Raw genomic sequence first — 16702 nt, 5'->3', positions numbered from 1 at the left:
AGGGTGGCCGTGAATCACACCGTGTCCGCCGGGGCATCCGGAAACGCACCGCGGTCGGCGCGCCTGCAGCGTGGCCAAGCCCTGGCGGAGATGGCCATCCTCGCTGCCGTACTGGTTCCGCTGTTCCTGCTGGTCCCCATGCTCGCCAAGTACGCACACTTGCGCCAGGCCACCCAGCAAGCTGCGCGGGGGGCGGCATGGACGGCCACCGTTACCCAGGACTACAAGACGTCGACTCTTGATGTGCAGCAGCAGCGGCAATTGTTGATGGATCGCTACTTCAACACTGCCGATGCACCCATCAAGTCCGCGGTGGCTGATGGTCAGGACAGCCAGGCCCGCCTGGGAGACACCCTGCTGAACACTTTCTCCGACCAACCGCTGGTCGAGCGCAGTGACATCCAACTGCAGCCGTACAAGTTCGAAGAACAGGCCGGACTGATGGAGAAGGTCACCGGCTTCATCCCCGACTGGTTGCCGGGTGGCTTCCCGCCGGGTGAGGAACGCGGATTGGTGACCTCTGAACTGGTGGTCAAGGCCCGTGACCTGAGGACGGCCAATGGGGGGTCGGCGACCTACCTGGCGCCGCTGGACAACATCGGTCTGGAGTTCAAGGCCTCGCATACGTTGTTGGTGGACACCTGGAACGCCGCCGGCAACGGCATCGAGGGCGCCGCCTCCGAAGGACACGAACGCAGTGTCTGGGAGCAGGTCAGGACGCTGGCACCAGGCAGCAACCTCGACTTCATGGGCGATACGCTCGATGGTCTGGAGGCTTTGGAGATCATCCCGGTGCTCGGAGCGGTCGCAAAATTGCGTCCGGGCTACGGCCAGGATGTCGTCGACGTGGTACCGCATGACCGCCTGCAGGCGTACGAGGAATCGCCTTGAAGCGTCAGCAGTTGCGTGCGGCGGGGAGGATGGTGCTTGCGCTTGCGCAGGTCACCTGCGCGGTTGCGCTTGCCGGTCCCGGGATCGACTGGCCGGAAGTGCCGTTGCCGTCCAGCAGCGCGGGCGAACTGGTCACCGGCCACATGAAGAACAACGGCGTGGACATGCGTGCCAGTCAGTTCGCGACCACCCAACCCCTCGCCGACGTGATCGAGTTCTACAAGCGGAAGTGGCCGGACCACGTGGTCAACCAGATGGGCGGAAAGACCGTCATCGGCCACGCCGAAGGTGACTTCATGACCACCATTTCGCTGGTTTCCGCGGGCGGCGCGACCGAGGGGATCATCGGCACCTCGAAACTGCCCCGGGAAAAAATCGAGTACGTGATGGGCGATGGATTCGACAAGCCGCCCGGCACGGAAGTGTTCAACGACATCATCTACTACGACACGGCCGACAAGAGCCGCACCCTGGGGATGACCAACACGCTGTCGCCGTTCCAGAACTACCAGTACTACGCACAACGGATGCGCGGGCAGGGCTGGAAACTTCAGAAGAGCCGCCCATGTTCGATGGTGTCGCGATCGTGCGTGGCCATGTTCGAGAAGGACGATGGGGAAAAAATCGCCCTTACGCTGCAAAGGCAACAGGCGGCGACCACCCAGATAGTGGTGAACATCGAATGACGGTACAGGCGAATAGGGGCGTTGCGCGGCATTGCAGGGTGGTCGGGCGCAACGGGGGCTTTTCCGGTGTAGCCGGTCAGCGCGGCAGCGCGATCATCGAGTACAGCATCGTCACCTTCCTCGCGGTCATCGTCCTGATCTCGCAGGAAAACCAGATTGCGCAACTGATGGACGCGATCAAGGAAGTCTACGAGTCCTTCAGTTTTGCCTTGTCCATGACTTTTCCAACACCCGACTGACGCAGGGGGCTGCACGTGGCTTTACCGAAATTGAACAAGAACGCCGTCTTCCTCGGCGCGGCGATCCTGCTTGGGCTGGTCGCCGCACTTCTCAGCGTGAGCTATGTACGCGAACGCGTGGAAGAGGCGACGGCGGCGGCGCGGGTGGTCGTGGCCGAGGCGCAGGTGGTCGTCGCGGCGCATGACGTGGCAGTGGGCGAGACGGTGACAGAGGAGGACCTGGTCACGCGGTCGGTCCCGACCGACTTCATCCCGGCCGATGCCGTCACCGTCGAGGACTACGGGCAATACCTTGGGCGCATGGCACGTGCACCGATCAAGAGCGGTGCACCGCTGAGCGCCAGCGCGTTGGTGCCGCTGTACAACCAGTTCTCGCGGGTGGTCGTGCCGGGCAAGGTGGGCTACACGCTTTCCGTCAACGAGAACAACTCGCTGTCGGGAATGATCTCGCCGGGGGATAGCGTCGACATCCTGCTGACCTACGAAGCCGACGAGGAAAGTGCGGGGCCCGCCGCCGACCAGGGCGAGCGCGTGGTGCCACTGCTGGAAAACGTCATCGTGCTTGCTACCGGCTCGCGGGTTGGGGAGGCGCTTCCCGGGCAGGACAACGTGGCGTTCTCGAGCATCACCCTGGAGCTGGATCCGGACCAGGCCGAGCGGCTTACCGTGGGCCAGAAGACCGGTGACCTTCGCGTGCTCCTGCGCAACATCGAGGACCGCACACCGTTCGGCCTGGACGGCCTGACCGAAAAAGCGCTGATGTCGACCTTCGGGGGCCTCGGCATCGACGACGTCGAATACATCATCGGCGGCGGCAAGTAACCATCGGATACCTATAGCCAATGCACATGGACAAGTTCGTCAAGTTTGCTCTCGCGTTTTTCCTGATGGTTTCCGCAATGGGGGTGTCGAAAGCACAAAGCACTGCGTTACCCAGCCAGCTGGACATGTATGGCGGCCAGGTGATGGTCTTCAACAGCAACCGGCCGTTGGCCCGGGTCGCGGTGGGCAACGGCGACCTGATCGAGGTCACCACGATCGAGAAGCGGCAACTGGTGGTCATCGCCGGTGCCGCCGCGAGCGGCTTCACCACCCTGCACCTGTGGTACGAGGACGGTGGCCAGCGCGATATCAAGGTCCACGTGAGCGGTCCCAACCCGAACGCCACCGCGGCCTCGGTGCGCGAGATGCTCGGGCCGGACTCGGCGGCGACGATCACCGACATCGGTGGCAAGGTCGTGGTATCCGGCGAGCTGACCGCGCTGGAAGCACAACGCCTGGAAGTGATCAAGAAGACCTTTCCGCTGGTCGTGGACCTCAGCAGCGCCGACCTCGTCAGCATGCAGCCGATGGTCCTGATGGACGTGCGGATCATGGAGTTCAAGACCGATGCGCTTCGCGAGCTCGGCATCCGCTGGGACAGCGTCATCGACGGTCCCAATGCCGGGTTGCGCTACGACTCGTCGTCCTCGGATTTTCGTGTTCTACCGGAAGGCAGCCCTTTCGACGACGACGTGTTCGGACCAATGGCCAATCCGGTCGAGACCGCCTTCGGGATCGCGACCTCGATCACCTCGCGGATCAACCTGCTGACGCAGAACGGCGATGCCTATGAGCTGGCTTCTCCCCAATTGAGCGCGCGCAGCGGCGGCACCGCGAGCTTCCTGGCGGGTGGCGAGGTACCGATCCCGCTGGTGGGCGGCTTCGGCCAGACCAGCGTGGAGTTCAAGGAATACGGCATCAAGCTCAACATCGCTCCGGTGGTGAACAGCAATGACGAGATTTCGACCACGGTCATGACCGAAGTCAGCAAGATCGACCCGACGGTGACGGTGGAGGGCATTCCAGGATTCCTGACCAGGCGCGCCGAGACCGAACTCAATGTCGAGTCCGGGCAGACCATGGTCATTTCCGGGTTGGTGGACATCGAGGGAAACAAGGGCCTCACCGGTATACCCGGGTTGGCCAATATCCCCATCCTTGGCCGGCTGTTCCGGTCCGACAGCTTCCAGGCCGGGCGTACCGACCTGGTCGTTTTCGTGACCCCACGCATCATCTATCCAGACCATCCTGCCAACATCGATGCGATCCAGAAGAGCAACCGCATGCTCGAGGATTTCGAGAAGACGATCGGCACGGACATCTTTGACTGAGCAAGAACATGTTCAACGTCGTAGTCGAGGCACCCCGAAGCGAGCCGCGGAAAGTCCGCTGCCTGCACAACGAATGCGGGATCGGGCGGGGCGAGGACAATCTGGTGATCCTGCAGGGATGGAGCATCTCCAAGCACCATGCGTCCATCCGCGCGCTGGACAACGGGCTGTTCATCGAGGCGACCGGCGGCCGCGCGTCGGTGCGCATCAATGGCAAGGCCATCACGGACCTGCAGGGTCCCATCGGCAACACCGACATCGTCGAGATTGGCGACTACCGGCTGCGGATCTTCTCCGATTCGGGCCGTGGCCAGACCAATGGCGAGGTCGCACCCGCCAGACCGTCACCGGCCGGGACCGCGCAGCCGGCACCGCCGCCGTCGCAGCCGGAACCGGTGCCGGAGTCTGCCTCGCGCGAACTCGCGACCACGGCCGACATTCCGCCGGACATCGTCGCCTGGCGTGAACGGGTCCACGCATCGCTGGTCCGGCAGATGGACCTGCGCCGGCTGGATGTGCGCAGCCTCGACGAGCAGGCACTGCGCGAGAAGACTTCCGCCCTGATCGAAGACGTCATCGACAAGGAATACGCGGACCTTCCCAAGGCGATCAACCGGCGGATGCTGGCTAAGCAGGTGCTGGACGAAGCGATCGGACTCGGTCCGCTTGAGGCCCTGATCGATGACAACACGGTCACCGAGATCATGGTCAACGCGCATGACCAGATCTACATCGAACGCGCCGGCAAGATCGAGCGATCGCCGGTGTACTTCACCAACGACCGTGCGGTGCTCTCGGCGATCGAGCGCATCGTCGCGCCGCTGGGACGCCGGATCGACGAAAGCTCGCCTATGGTCGATGCGCGCCTCAAGGACGGCTCGCGTGTCAACGCGATCATCCCGCCGATCGCGTTGCGCGGGCCCAGCATCAGCATCCGAAAGTTCTCCAAGAAGAAACTCGAAGGCAGCGACCTGCTGGGCTACGGGTCGATCGACGAAGGCATGCTTGCGTTCCTGGAGACCTCCGTCCGTGAGCGCAAGAACATCGTGGTGACCGGCGGTACCGGCTCGGGCAAGACCACGCTGCTGAACATCCTGTCCAACTTCATCCCGGACCGCGATCGCATCGTCACCATCGAGGATGCCGCCGAGCTGAAACTGGTGCAGCCCAACCTGGTGGCGCTTGAAGCGCGGCCGCCAAACCTGGAAGGCAAGGGCCAGGTCACGATCCGCGACCTGGTGAAGAACGCACTGCGCATGCGGCCGGACCGCATCGTCGTCGGCGAGTGCCGCGGTGGCGAAACCCTCGACATGCTTCAGGCCATGAATACCGGCCACGAGGGATCACTGACCACCGCCCACGCCAATTCGCCACGCGATGCGATCTCGCGCATCGAAGTGATGGTGCTGATGGCGGGCATGGAGCTGCCGATGGCGGTCGTGCGTGAGCAACTGGCATCGGCGGTGGACATGATCGTCCATCAACGACGCTTCCCGTGCGGATCGCGCAAGGTCACCCACATCACCGAACTGACCGGCATCGAGAGCGGCACGATCCAGCTGCAGGACATCTTTACCTACAAGGTGCGCTCGCACTCCGGGCCCGACGGCAAGGTGGTCGGGGAGTTTGGTGCGACCGGCGCGATCCCGGAGTTCATGGAGGAGCTGGCCGACCGTGGCGTTGCGATCGACCTGTCGATATTCCGCAAGCAAGAACCGGAAGGGTTTTGACCGATGATCTGGCTGATTGCACTGACCGCGTTCGCGGCGATGGCGCTGGCAGGGGTGTACTTCACCCGCGAAGGCGAGGCCTTCATGGGACGCTACCACCAGGCGTTCATGGAGCAGGCCCGGGTCAATCTCGCCGACATGTTCCTGTTCGTCGACCCGGCGCGGCTGTACGTCATCAATATCGCGGTACTGCTGGTGCTGCCGATCGTGCTGTGGCTGGCCACCGGCAACCTGCTGGTCGTGATCGTCGCTGCGGTGTTGCTGGCGACTCTGCCCAAGAAGGTCTACCGCTGGCTCAAGCAGCGCCGGATCAACAAGATCCAGGAGCAGATGCCCGATGCGCTGATGATGCTCGCCGGCAGCATGAAGGCCGGCCTCGGTTTCGGGCCCGCGCTCGAAAGCCTGGTCAAGGACGGCTACCCGCCACTGGCACAGGAACTGGCGCTGGTGCTGCGCGAGCAGCACTTGGGTGTTCGCGCCGAGGATGCCCTTGAACACTTCGCCGAACGCGTGCCGATACTCGACGTGCAGCTGTTCGTGTCGGCGGTGTCGATTTCGCGCGAAGTCGGCGGAAACCTCGCCGAGAGCCTCAAGACCCTGGCCGACACCCTGCGTCGCCGCCTGATCATGGAAAACAAGGTCAAGGCGCTGACATCGCAAGGCAAGTTGCAGGGCATCGTGATGGCGATGCTTCCGGCCGCGATCATCGCCTTCCTGGCCTTCATGTACCCGACCACGATCGAACCGATGTTCAACACCTGGCTGGGTTACGGCATCCTGGGTTTCTGTGCCGTGCTCGAGTACATCGGCTACAAGATGTGCGTCAAGATCATGACGATCGACATATGATGATGCTCCTCCTGCTCGCACTGTGCGTCATTGCAGCCATCGTCCTGGCCTTCATGGGCGCGCGCGGAATGCTCAGCGAAGTCCCCGAGGATTCGCGCGACTACCAGGATCCGCTGCCGTTCGGGCTGAAGATGATCTGGCCGCTGGTGCATGCCGCCACGCACGTCATCGGTCCGCGCCTGAAGACCGCCACCCTCGAAAAATCCCATCGCGCGTTGCAGGCGGCGGGCCAGGACTACCTCGTAACGCCCGAGGAACTCGCAGGCCTGCGGGTGGTTTCCAGCGCGGTGATGGTGCTTTGCTTCCTGCTGCTGGTGGCGCTGCTCGGGCACTTCGGCATCGGCACGTTCATCGCCTGCCTGGCCTTCGGGGTCCCGCTGGGATGGCTGTATCCGAGTCTGTGGCTCAGCGAACGGCGCAAGACCCGGGAAAAGCGCGTCATCCGCGACCTTCCGATCTTCCTGGATTTCATCACGATGTCGGTGGAGGCTGGCCTCAATATTACCGGCGCGATCGAACAGGCGGTGCACAAGGGGCCCGCCGGGCCCCTGGGCCAGGAGTTCTCGCGCATGCTGCGTGACCTGCGCGCGGGACTGCCGCGCTCCGAAGCCCTCAAGCGGCTTGCCGACCGGATGGATATCGCGCAGATTTCCAGCTTCACCAGTGCACTGATCCAGGCCGACCGCGTGGGCGCGAGCCTCGGCGAAACCCTGCGGGCCCAGGCCATGCAACGACGCGAAGAGCGCTTCCTGCGTGCCGAGAAGCTGGCATTGGAGGCACCGGTCAAGATGATGTTGCCACTGGTCACCTGTTTCTTCCCGCTGGTCTTCATCGTGCTGGCCTACTTCATCTACTTGAAGGCGGTCGAGGACGGAATCCTTTGAAGCCGGGCAGCCTCCACCGTGGCGAGGAGTGTCTGGTGCCGCGTGCGATGGCGGCACTGTCATGGTGGTCGCGCCTGCGCGGGCTGCTGTTTCGCCGGCCGCTCGCCAGCGACGGTAGCGAGGCCTTGCTGATCTCGCCGTGCAGCAGTATCCACACCATCGGCATGGCATACGGGCTGGACATCGTGTTCCTGGATGCGGCGGGGGTCGTGCTGGGCACGCGCGAGCGCGTCCGCCCGTGGCGCGCGTGCCTGCAGAAGGGTGCACGCAGCACGCTGGAACTGCACGAAGGCGCTGTACGCCTGCTGTCGATCACGCCCGGTGACGTCCTCGAATGGAGGGCGGCATGAAGCACGTGGCGATCATCATCGTGCTGCTGGCTTCGGTCTCCGGATGCGCTGGCGGCGACCAGGTGGTCAAGGCGGAGCCTGCGGCGCTGGTCGATATGGACCGCCAGGCGGACGACGCCTACCGCGCCGGTGACAACGAACTGGCCGCGCGGCTGTACCGGGCCCTGGTCGGGTCCATGCCGGACGAATCGCCGTACTGGTATCGACTGGCCAATACGCTGGTACGGACCGGCGACTACCACGCCGCCGCGGCTGCTTACCGTCGCACGCTGGCACTCGACCCGGAGAACGCGCGGGCCTGGCACAACCTCGGCATCGTGCGGCTGCGCCAGGCGCAGCAGTCTTTTGCCCAAGGCGTGGAGAACTCGCGTGCCGGCAAGCCGGTCTTCGAGGAAAGCCTGCGGCTTTCGAGCGCGGTCTTTTCACTCGTCGGGGCCGCCGGCAATGAGGCCCCCGACTCGGAACTGCCCGTTGTCGCCCCTCGGGCGAGTCCAGCCCCGCCGGTCGTCCCCGGCGATCGCTAACCAGCCACGGAGGCCGCCATGGAACAGACAATGCAGGCCAGATGCGCGAAGGCGCATAGCGCGAGGCAGCGCGGTCAATCGCTGCCGGAATTCCTGATCGTGGTCCCGGCCTTCATTTTTCTGGTACTGCTGGTATTCCAACTGGTGCTGGTCTATCGCGCGAAGAACACGCTCGATTACGCGACCCTGATGGCGGCGCGCGCGGGTGCGGTCAACGGAGCAAAGGTCAAGGAAATGAAGGACGGGCTCGCACGCGGACTGACTCCGCTGTATGCCACCAGCACCGGCGCCGCGGGTTTGTACGAGGCTTGGGGCAAGGCCAAGCTGGACATGATCCTCAACGCGCAGATAGAAATCATCAGCCCGTCCAAGGCCAGCTGGAATGAATTCAGCGAGCGCCAATACAACGGCAAGCCGGCACTGCCCAACGACAACCTCGCGTTCCGTGACCGCACCGTCGGTGCCGGCGGCGTCAACGTGCAGGACGCCAATATCCTGAAGATCCGGGTGACCTACGATTATCCCCTGATCGTCCCATTCGTCGACCGGGTGATGCGTGGTGATTCCAAGTACGTGAAGAGCGACGGTTTCCTTGACCCCGCCAACGTCGACATGAAGCACCCGGTATTGTCCGGCGGCAGTCATTTCCGCATTCCGCTCGAGTCCCATGCCATCGTCCGCATGCAAACGCCGATCTACGCCGAACAGGCCAAGCACCTGCCATGAGCCGCCCCGCGTGAGCCGGTTCAACCGCTCCTGGTGCGCGCTCGGCCTGTGGCTGGCGATCGCAGGCGTCGCGGCGGCGCAGGAACTGCAGACCGGCGCCGTGCCGGATGAGCCGGCGCTGCGGATGCAGGCTGTCATGACGGGCGCCAACCCGTTCCGGCCCCGGGGTGAACCGGCGGAGTTCCCGGTCACCGTGTATCTCAAGGGTGATGCGGTGCGGGTCGATTTCGCCGGCCCGGACGGGGAGCGCGGCATGCTGTTGCATGACGCCGCGACCGGGAAAGGCTGGCTGGTCAGCCTGGAACAGGGACTGGCGGTGCCGGTCGGCAGTGCCGGATTCCACGAACTGCAGGTCGAGCCGCACGATCCCTGCGCGGACCTCGGTCTGCGTTGCCAGCCGATGGGCGAGCGCTTCGTGGGTGGAGTGCTGGCGACCGGCTGGCGCTACCGCAACGCGGGTGCGCGAGGACCAGGGGGCACCAGCGACGGCGACTTCTGGGTCGATCCCGAGGGCGTGATCCTGGCCTACCGCGGGCGCACGCATGACCGGGACGAGGTCCGCGCACTTCGCGCGGCGTCGGTAACCCATGATCCGTTGCCCGACGTGCTTTTCGAATTGCCGGAGACCATCGCCGTCCCGGATGACACGCCCCCGCCCCGGTTCCGGTGATCGCGGCGATACGAACGACTTTCGATCAAGGATTCAAGATGAAGCAACACGCACTGTCCGCGACCCTGGCTGCAATGGTGATGCTGTTCGCCATGACTGGGTGTGGTGGTGGCGAGCCGCTGCCGCCGGAGGATCCGGCCGCGAGCGGCGAGCCTGCCGAAGCGGACCCGCCAGAGGCGGAGCAGGCGCCGGAAGAGCCGGCGTTCGACATCGCCAGCGTCCCGCTGTCTGACGCACCGCTGGGCGACTTTCCCTATTTCACTTTGCCTGATGGCTACGTAACCAACGACAAGCTCTCGTCGACGATCGAGGTCGGTCGGTTCCCGTTCTGGGTGGGCGACCACTATGTGGCCGTGCAGGGCCGCATCCACCAGGCCAACATCCGCGTCGTGGAGGGCAAGACCTTTTCCGCGATCGAGGTGGAGAAAAGCATTCGCCAGATGATCGTTGGAGCCGGTGGAGTCGAGTTGACCAACATGGTGATTCCCGCGGCCGCGAGCGCCGACGTGCTGACGCGCGAGTTCACCCTCGATTTCAGCAACGGCCTGTGCTGGCCGAGCGAGCCGGTGCGGACCTACGTCGTCCACCGGACGGACAAGGACATCTGGGTGCACGCCTGCACCTACGGCGGCATCGGCGGCGCGTGGGTGATCGCCGAAACCGCGGCGGACGAACCCGAGGCGAAGGTGCTCGCCAGTGATGACCTGAGTGCGGCGATCGACGACAAGGGCAAGGTCGCCGTGCAGATCAATTTCAGGAGCGGCAGCGCCGAGATCCTGCCCGGTTCACAACCCCAACTGGTGCAGATCGATGCCCTGTTGCGCGAAAGGCCGAACCTGCGTTTATCCGTGAACGGGCATACCGACAACACCGGCACTGCGGAGAGAAACCAGGAGCTGTCGACCTTGCGCGCCGAAGCCGTGGTCGCGGAGCTCCGGGCGCTCGGAACCGACGTCAGCCGGCTGGAGGCGCGCGGCCTGGGGCGGGCCCAGCCTGTTGCCGACAATTCGACGGCCGAAGGCCGGGCTTCCAATCGCCGGGTAGAACTGGTGTCCATCGCACCCGTGCCGGATCGCCAGCCGTGAACCATCGAGCAATCCGGCGGGTGCGCTTGTAGCGAGCTGTTGATGACCGGGCGAACTCGATGATGCATTGTTCGCGCTGCCGCGTACGATCGGGCAGCTTGAAGCCACACCCCATGACCGGACCCACTCAAGGAGTGTACGAATGATCCCGAACCTGCGAAATGCCCTGATGGTCGCCCTGCTCTCGGCTGGAGTCGCGGCCTGTGGCGGCGACCGGAACGCGGATGCCGGCCGGGATGCCGATAATGCCGCCGAACGCGAGGGCGATTCCGCGGCGCAGGCCACCACCGCCGAAGCACCGGTGTCCGAAACCGCCGCGCCGACCGAACCGACCGGCTTCGACATCGAGTCCGCCTCGGTGTCGCAGGCCACGCTGGGAGACTTCCCCTACTTCACCCTGCCCACCGGCTACGAGAACCCCAACAACCCGATACCGGTGCGTGACTTCGACCGCGTCGCGGTGTGGACCGGCGACCGGCTGGAGTGGGTCGAGGGCCGCATCTTCGAGACGCTCGTGCATGCCGCGGATGGAAAGGGCTGGTCGCGGCTCGAGGTGATCCGCAACCTCGACCACCAGGTCAAGCAGGCCGGCGGCGTCAAGGTCACCGAGTCCAAGCCGCCGCAGGAGACCGTCGACGCGTGGGACGCCGGGCAGGAGTACTCGCAAGGTCGTGGCGACATCTACAACGACGAGGTCGCCACCTGGCTGGTGCGCAAGCCAGACCGCAATATCTGGCTGCACTTCGTGGGCAATACCGCCAGCGGCTCGTTGATGGTGGTCGAGTCGGCGCCGTTCGAGGCTACGTCCGCGTTGCTGCCGGCCAGTGAACTCAAGCAACAGCTCGACACCACCGGCAAGGTCGCGCTGCAGGTCAACTTCGCGACCGACAAGGCCGAGATCCTGCCCGCCTCCAGGCCGCAGATCGAACAGGTGGTGACGCTGCTGAAGGACGACCCGGCGCTGAAGCTGTCGGTCAACGGCCACACCGACAACACCGGCGACGCCGCCCACAACCAGCAACTGTCGGAAGCACGTGCGGCGGCGGTGGTCGCGGCGCTGACGGCCGGTGGCATCGACGGCTCGCGGTTGCAGGCGAAGGGGTTCGGGCAGGACGAGCCGGTGGCCGACAACGCGACCGAAGACGGCAAGGCCCGCAACCGCCGGGTCGAACTGGTCCAGTTGTAGCGCCGTCACCGTACGCGTTACGGTCACCTCATCCCACGTTTCACACGGAAGTCCGTCATGACCATTTCCCGCAACGCCATCGCCCCGATCCTTGGGCTTGCTCTCGCCTCGGCCCTGGTCGCCTGCAGCCCTTCCGATACCGACTCCGCCGCGGGTGATCCCGGCGTGGCCGACACGGTGGCGGAGTCGTCGCAGCCCGAAAATGAGGCCGCGACCGAAGCCGCCGAAACCACGGCGGCGCCGGTAGACCTGCCGACCGGCCCGCTGATGGACCAGCTTCGCAGCATGGTCAACATGAGCGCCGGTCTTCTGGCCCTGGGCGAGGCCTGTGCGCCGGGCAGCACCGACGACACCGCCGTCCGCGAGGCCGTCGGCAAGTTGCCGATGCGGCAGCATCTGGGCCTGAGCGATGCCCAGGTCGATGCACTGTTCGAGGCCGAGTACGCCAAGAACAAGCAGAAACTGGATGCGATGTCCGATGCGGAGGTCGCCGCATCGTGCAAGGAAATCGAAGACGCGACCGCGGCGGCGGCCGCTCGGATGCAGGGCAAGTAAGCCGGTTCCGGCGGACCTGTAACGGCGCTCGCGGCGCGCGAGTCCGCGGCGCCACCACGGCATCGGCACGGCGGCCGACCACAACGGCGCAGCGCCGCCGGTTACCGGGCCTGCGGCAGCCCGAAGAACGCACGCGCGGTCGCGGTGCTGTTGGCCGCCGTCACCGCGACGTCCTCGCCGCGGTCGCGCGCGAGCTCCTCGACGATGTGCGCCAGGTACATCGGCTCGTTGCGCCGATGGCTCGGTGCCGGCCTGACCGTGCGCGGCAACAGGTACGGCGCATCGGTCTCGATCATCAGCCGGTTGGCCGGGATGTTTTTCACCAGTTCGCGCAGGTGCAGGCCGCGACGTTCGTCGCACAGCCAGCCGGTGATGCCGATGTGCCAGTCCTGGTCGAGGTAGTCGAACAGTTCCTTGCGACTGCCGGTGAAGCAGTGCACCACCACCGGCCCGAGCCGGCCGTCGAACCCGCGCATCACCGACATGAAGTCGGCATGGGCATCGCGCTGGTGCAGGAACAGCGGCTTGCCCACGCCATCGACGGCGAGGTCGACGGCGATCTGCAACTGCATCTCGAACGCGCGGCGCTGCGCCGGTCGTGGCGAGAAGTCACGGAAGTAGTCGAGCCCGCATTCGCCGACGGCCACGACCTCCGGGTGCGCGTGCAGGGCGCGCATCTCGGCGTCGCATTCGGCGGTGTATTCGCTGGCGTGGTGCGGGTGCACGCCAGCGGTGGCGACGAGTTCGCCGGGGTGCGCCTGCGCCAGTTTCAACGCCTGCGGCGAGTGCTCGCGGCTGGCGCCGGTCACCACCATCTGCACCACGCCGGCGTCGCGCGCGCGCTGCATCACCGCGTCGCGGTCGTGGTCGAAGGAGTCGTGGGTGAGGTTGGCGCCGATGTCGATCAATTCCATCCTGATAGTTTAGGGGAGGCTGGCAGCGGCAACGACAACGGCACCGGCAACGGCAACGGCACCGACTTCGGTGGGGTGACGCCCTGTCGGGGCTCTCGCGGGACTTCCTTGGGCCGTAGGAGCGGCTTCAGCCGCGATCTGAAGTCGGCGCGCGCGACCGATTGTCCGATCGCGGCTGAAACCGCTCCTACAAAAGCGTGCGGCCGCTTTCGTCACCTATCCTTGCACCGGTGAAACGCCCGACATTCCCCATCGACGAGCTGCTGCCGCGGATACGCGATAGCCTCGAAGCGCACCCGCGGCTCGTGCTCGAGGCGCCACCCGGCGCCGGAAAGACCACCCAGGTGCCACCGGCGCTGCTCGACGCGCCGTGGCTCGACGGCCGCCGGATCCTCATGCTGGAACCGCGCCGGGTCGCGGCGCGCGCGGCGGCCCGGTTCATGGCGCGGCAGCGGGACGAGGCGGTCGGGCAGACCATCGGCTATCGCATCCGGTTCGACAACCAGGTATCCGCTGCGACCCGGATCGAGGTCGTTACCGAGGGCATCCTGACCCGCATGATCCAGGACGATCCGACGCTGGACGGTGTCGGCGCGATCGTGTTCGACGAGTTCCACGAGCGCCATCTCGCCGCCGACCTCGGCCTGGCACTCGCGCTCGACGTGCAGGCCGCGTTGCGCGAGGACCTGCGGATCGTGGTGATGTCGGCGACGCTCGATGGCGAGCGGCTGGCGCAATTCCTCGACGCGCCGCGACTCGGTAGCGCCGGCCGCAGCTATCCGGTCGACATCGGCCACTTCCCGGCGCGTCGCGATGAGCCGCTCGAGCACCAGGTCCGCCGCGCGGTCGAGCATGCGCTGGCCGAACACCCCGGCGACCTGCTGGTGTTCCTGCCGGGCCGCCGCGAGATCTCGCGCGCACAGCAGGCACTCGCGCAGTTGCCGGAGGGCGTCGACCTGCTCGCCCTGCATGGCGACCTGCCGGTCGAGGAACAATCACGCGTGCTCCAACCCGGGCCCGACGGACGCCGCCGGGTGGTGCTCGCAACCAACGTCGCCGAATCCAGCGTGACCCTGCCGGGCGTGCGGGTGGTGATTGACAGCGGGCTTGCGCGCGAGCCGCGCTACGACCCCAACAGCGGTTTCGGCCGGCTCGACGTGGTCAACATCGCGCAGGCCTCGGCCGACCAGCGCGCCGGTCGCGCCGGTCGTGTCGCCGACGGTTGGGCGTATCGCCTGTGGCCAGAATCGCAACGGCTGGAGCCGCAGCGCCGGCCGGAGATATCGCAGGTCGAACTGGCGGGCCTCGCGCTCGAGCTGGCGGCCTGGGGCGATGCCGACCTGCGCTTCCCCGACCCGCCGCCACCGGGTGCGATGGCCGCTGCACGCGAACTGCTTGAACGACTCGGCGCGCTCGACGGCGGCGCCATCACCGCCACCGGTCGGCGCATGCTCGCGCTCGGCACGCATCCGCGACTCGCGGCGATGCTGCTCGCGCCCGACGCCGCCGCGCCCGGGGAACGCGTACTCGCCTGCGACCTCGCCGCGCTGGTCGAAGCCCGCGACCCCTTGCACACGCGCAGCGATGCGCTGGCCGAACGTTGGCAGGCGCTCGCCGCGTTCCGGTCGGGCCGTGTCCCGACTGATGCGTCGCGTGGCGCACTGGCCGCGATCGACCAGGCCACGCGGCAATGGCGCCGCCGCCTGCGCCTCGATGCGCCGCTTCCCGTCGATGCCGCCGCGCATCAACTCGGCGACCTGCTTGCACACGCCTACCCGGACCGCATCGCACGCCAGCACCCGGCCGATCCCCACCGCTACCAGCTCGCCAATGGCCGCAGCGCCCGGCTGTTCGACGACAGCGCAGTGTTCGGCGAACCGTGGCTGCTGGTCACCGAACTGCGCGCCGCGCAGGGCCCGCGCAACAACTCGACCGTGTTGCGCGCCGCGCCGCTCGACCCGACCCGGCTCGAGCGCGACTGGCCGCATCGCTTCATCGTCGAGGACCGCGTGCTGTGGGACGCCGGGCGCCAGCGCATCCACGCCGTGCGCGAGCGCCGCTTCGACCAGATCGTGCTGGAGCGCAAGCCGATCGCCGCGCCCGACCGGTCGCGCCACGCCGAGGCACTGGTGGATGCGGTGCGCCAGCTCGGCCTCGACGCGTTGCCGTGGAGCGAGCCGCTGCGGCAATGGCGCGCGCGGCTGCGCTGCCTGCGTGCATGGTGTCCGGAACTGGGATTGCCGGACCTCTCCGACACCGCCTTGCTGGCGCATCTCGAACACTGGTTGCAGCCGGCGATGACGGGCAAGTCGCGACTCGACGCGCTGTCGCAAACCGAACTGGCCGAAGCGCTCAAGGGCACCGTCGACTGGTCGCTGCGACAGCGCATCGACACGCTCGCGCCGATCCGCATCGCCGTGCCATCGGGGCTGGAGCGGCCGGTCACCTACGCATTCGATGACGCCACCGGCGCGCCGCTGGCACCGGTGCTCGCGGTCAAGCTGCAGGAACTGTTCGGCCTGGCCGACACCCCGCGCATCGCCGACGGCCGGGTGCCGCTGACCCTGCACCTGCTGTCGCCCGGCGGTCGGCCGCTGCAGGTCACCGGCGACCTGCGCGGGTTCTGGGAGCGAACCTACCCGGAGGTGCGCAAGGAGATGAAGGGCCGCTACCCGAAGCACCCCTGGCCCGACGACCCGTGGACCGCCGAGGCCACCCACCGGGCCAAGCCACGCGGCACCTGATCCGCCGCCGCGGCGCGATATTCAGCTGCGAGCCGATTGCCGCACGTCGGGCTCACGCGGTTTCAACGACGGCTTGCAGAAACTGGCTGCATCCGCCCGCATTCGACAAGGCATCCCGATGAGCAGATTCGACTCCTATCCCGACCGTGCGCTGGAACTGGCCGACCGCGTCGGCGACAGCATCAAGCACCTGGTGCCGTCCAACGCCGGCCGCTGGCTCGAGACCGGCGCCAAGCTCGGCGCGCTCAAGGGTGGCGCGCGCATCGCCGGCGCGTTCGTGCGCCGCAACCCGGCAATCGTGGTCGCCACCGCGGCCGGCGCCGGCCTGCTGTGGTACGCCGCCCGGCGCAAGCAGCGGCAGGCCGCGGACGCACCGATCGAGGGCAGCGCCAAGCGGGTCGAGGCGCGCCGAGCGTCGGCCACTGAGCGCCCGCGGAAGACCAGCGCACGCAAGCGCACCGCGACCAAGACACCCAGCTCTGACTGACAGTTGAGACGAGGCGCCGGACCGACGCC

General features: G+C 66.5%; 18 protein-coding genes. 17 read left to right on the top strand and 1 reads right to left on the bottom strand.

Annotated elements, in window-relative coordinates:
* Positions 1-9: 9 nt before the first annotated feature.
* The 15 genes from ACT9F5_RS09490 to ACT9F5_RS09420 all read left to right on the top strand — a co-directional run bounded on the left by ACT9F5_RS09490 (position 10) and on the right by ACT9F5_RS09420 (position 12528).
* Positions 10-891 carry a TadE/TadG family type IV pilus assembly protein gene (locus ACT9F5_RS09490; protein ID WP_445119700.1) on the top strand — a complete coding sequence of 294 codons (882 nt, stop codon included), beginning with the start codon at positions 10-12 and terminating at the stop codon, positions 889-891.
* The gene (locus tag ACT9F5_RS09485) at positions 888-1577 is read left to right on the top strand and encodes a hypothetical protein (protein WP_445119699.1); all 690 of its coding nucleotides are present in this window, start codon (positions 888-890) and stop codon (positions 1575-1577) included. The genes ACT9F5_RS09490 and ACT9F5_RS09485 overlap by 4 nt, the downstream gene beginning before the upstream one ends.
* The gene (locus ACT9F5_RS09480) at positions 1574-1816 is read left to right on the top strand and encodes a hypothetical protein (RefSeq protein WP_445119698.1); all 243 of its coding nucleotides are present in this window, start codon (positions 1574-1576) and stop codon (positions 1814-1816) included. The genes ACT9F5_RS09485 and ACT9F5_RS09480 overlap by 4 nt, the downstream gene beginning before the upstream one ends.
* A 30-nt stretch (positions 1817-1846) precedes the next feature.
* Complete coding sequence (cpaB, locus tag ACT9F5_RS09475; RefSeq protein WP_445119697.1) at positions 1847-2638, top strand: Flp pilus assembly protein CpaB; 792 nt, start codon at positions 1847-1849, stop codon at positions 2636-2638.
* A 20-nt stretch (positions 2639-2658) separates the two neighbouring features.
* Entirely contained in the window at positions 2659-3969 is a 1311-nt protein-coding gene (locus ACT9F5_RS09470; RefSeq protein ID WP_445119696.1) for a pilus assembly protein N-terminal domain-containing protein, read from the top strand.
* An 8-nt stretch (positions 3970-3977) separates the two neighbouring features.
* Complete coding sequence (locus ACT9F5_RS09465; RefSeq protein WP_445119695.1) at positions 3978-5699, top strand: ATPase, T2SS/T4P/T4SS family; 1722 nt, start codon at positions 3978-3980, stop codon at positions 5697-5699.
* A gap of 3 nt (positions 5700-5702) precedes the next feature.
* Entirely contained in the window at positions 5703-6548 is an 846-nt protein-coding gene (locus ACT9F5_RS09460; protein ID WP_445119694.1) for a type II secretion system F family protein, read from the top strand.
* Positions 6545-7432 (top strand): type II secretion system F family protein, encoded by an 888-nt coding sequence (locus tag ACT9F5_RS09455; protein WP_445119693.1) that lies wholly within the window; start codon positions 6545-6547, stop codon positions 7430-7432. The genes ACT9F5_RS09460 and ACT9F5_RS09455 overlap by 4 nt, the downstream gene beginning before the upstream one ends.
* A 35-nt stretch (positions 7433-7467) precedes the next feature.
* Positions 7468-7782: a DUF192 domain-containing protein gene (locus ACT9F5_RS09450; protein WP_445119692.1), complete on the top strand. Its 315-nt coding sequence runs from the start codon at positions 7468-7470 to the stop codon at positions 7780-7782.
* Positions 7779-8306, top strand: a complete 528-nt coding sequence (locus tag ACT9F5_RS09445; protein ID WP_445119691.1) for a tetratricopeptide repeat protein — start codon at positions 7779-7781, stop codon at positions 8304-8306. The genes ACT9F5_RS09450 and ACT9F5_RS09445 overlap by 4 nt, the downstream gene beginning before the upstream one ends.
* 18 nt (positions 8307-8324) lie before the next feature.
* Positions 8325-9032, top strand: coding sequence for a TadE/TadG family type IV pilus assembly protein (locus ACT9F5_RS09440; RefSeq protein ID WP_445119690.1), 708 nt, complete (start codon positions 8325-8327; stop codon positions 9030-9032).
* Between the two features lie 10 nt (positions 9033-9042).
* On the top strand, positions 9043-9702 hold the full coding sequence (locus ACT9F5_RS09435) for a hypothetical protein (protein ID WP_445119689.1): 660 nt from the start codon (positions 9043-9045) through the stop codon (positions 9700-9702).
* A 38-nt stretch (positions 9703-9740) separates the two neighbouring features.
* Positions 9741-10787 carry an OmpA family protein gene (locus tag ACT9F5_RS09430; protein WP_445119688.1) on the top strand — a complete coding sequence of 349 codons (1047 nt, stop codon included), beginning with the start codon at positions 9741-9743 and terminating at the stop codon, positions 10785-10787.
* Between the two features lie 142 nt (positions 10788-10929).
* Positions 10930-11973, top strand: a complete 1044-nt coding sequence (locus tag ACT9F5_RS09425; protein WP_445119687.1) for an OmpA family protein — start codon at positions 10930-10932, stop codon at positions 11971-11973.
* Positions 11974-12030: 57 nt separating this feature from the next.
* A complete protein-coding gene (locus ACT9F5_RS09420; RefSeq protein WP_445119686.1) occupies positions 12031-12528 on the top strand; it encodes a hypothetical protein in 498 nt (165 codons plus the stop codon).
* A 101-nt stretch (positions 12529-12629) separates the two neighbouring features.
* Here the strand turns inward: ACT9F5_RS09420 and ACT9F5_RS09415 are convergent, their stop codons facing one another.
* A complete protein-coding gene (locus tag ACT9F5_RS09415) occupies positions 12630-13442 on the bottom strand; it encodes a TatD family hydrolase (protein ID WP_445119685.1) in 813 nt (270 codons plus the stop codon).
* A gap of 230 nt (positions 13443-13672) precedes the next feature.
* Between ACT9F5_RS09415 and hrpB the strand changes: the two genes are divergently transcribed.
* Both hrpB and ACT9F5_RS09405 read left to right on the top strand, forming a co-directional pair.
* A complete protein-coding gene (hrpB, locus tag ACT9F5_RS09410; protein WP_445119684.1) occupies positions 13673-16186 on the top strand; it encodes an ATP-dependent helicase HrpB in 2514 nt (837 codons plus the stop codon).
* A 118-nt stretch (positions 16187-16304) separates the two neighbouring features.
* On the top strand, positions 16305-16673 hold the full coding sequence (locus ACT9F5_RS09405) for a hypothetical protein (RefSeq protein WP_445119683.1): 369 nt from the start codon (positions 16305-16307) through the stop codon (positions 16671-16673).
* Positions 16674-16702: the final 29 nt, after the last annotated feature.

The organism is Lysobacter sp. F6437 (genome assembly GCF_052547215.1).
Note: the sequence above shows the minus strand (reverse complement) of the source record. Positions and strands in the feature narration are given on the sequence as shown.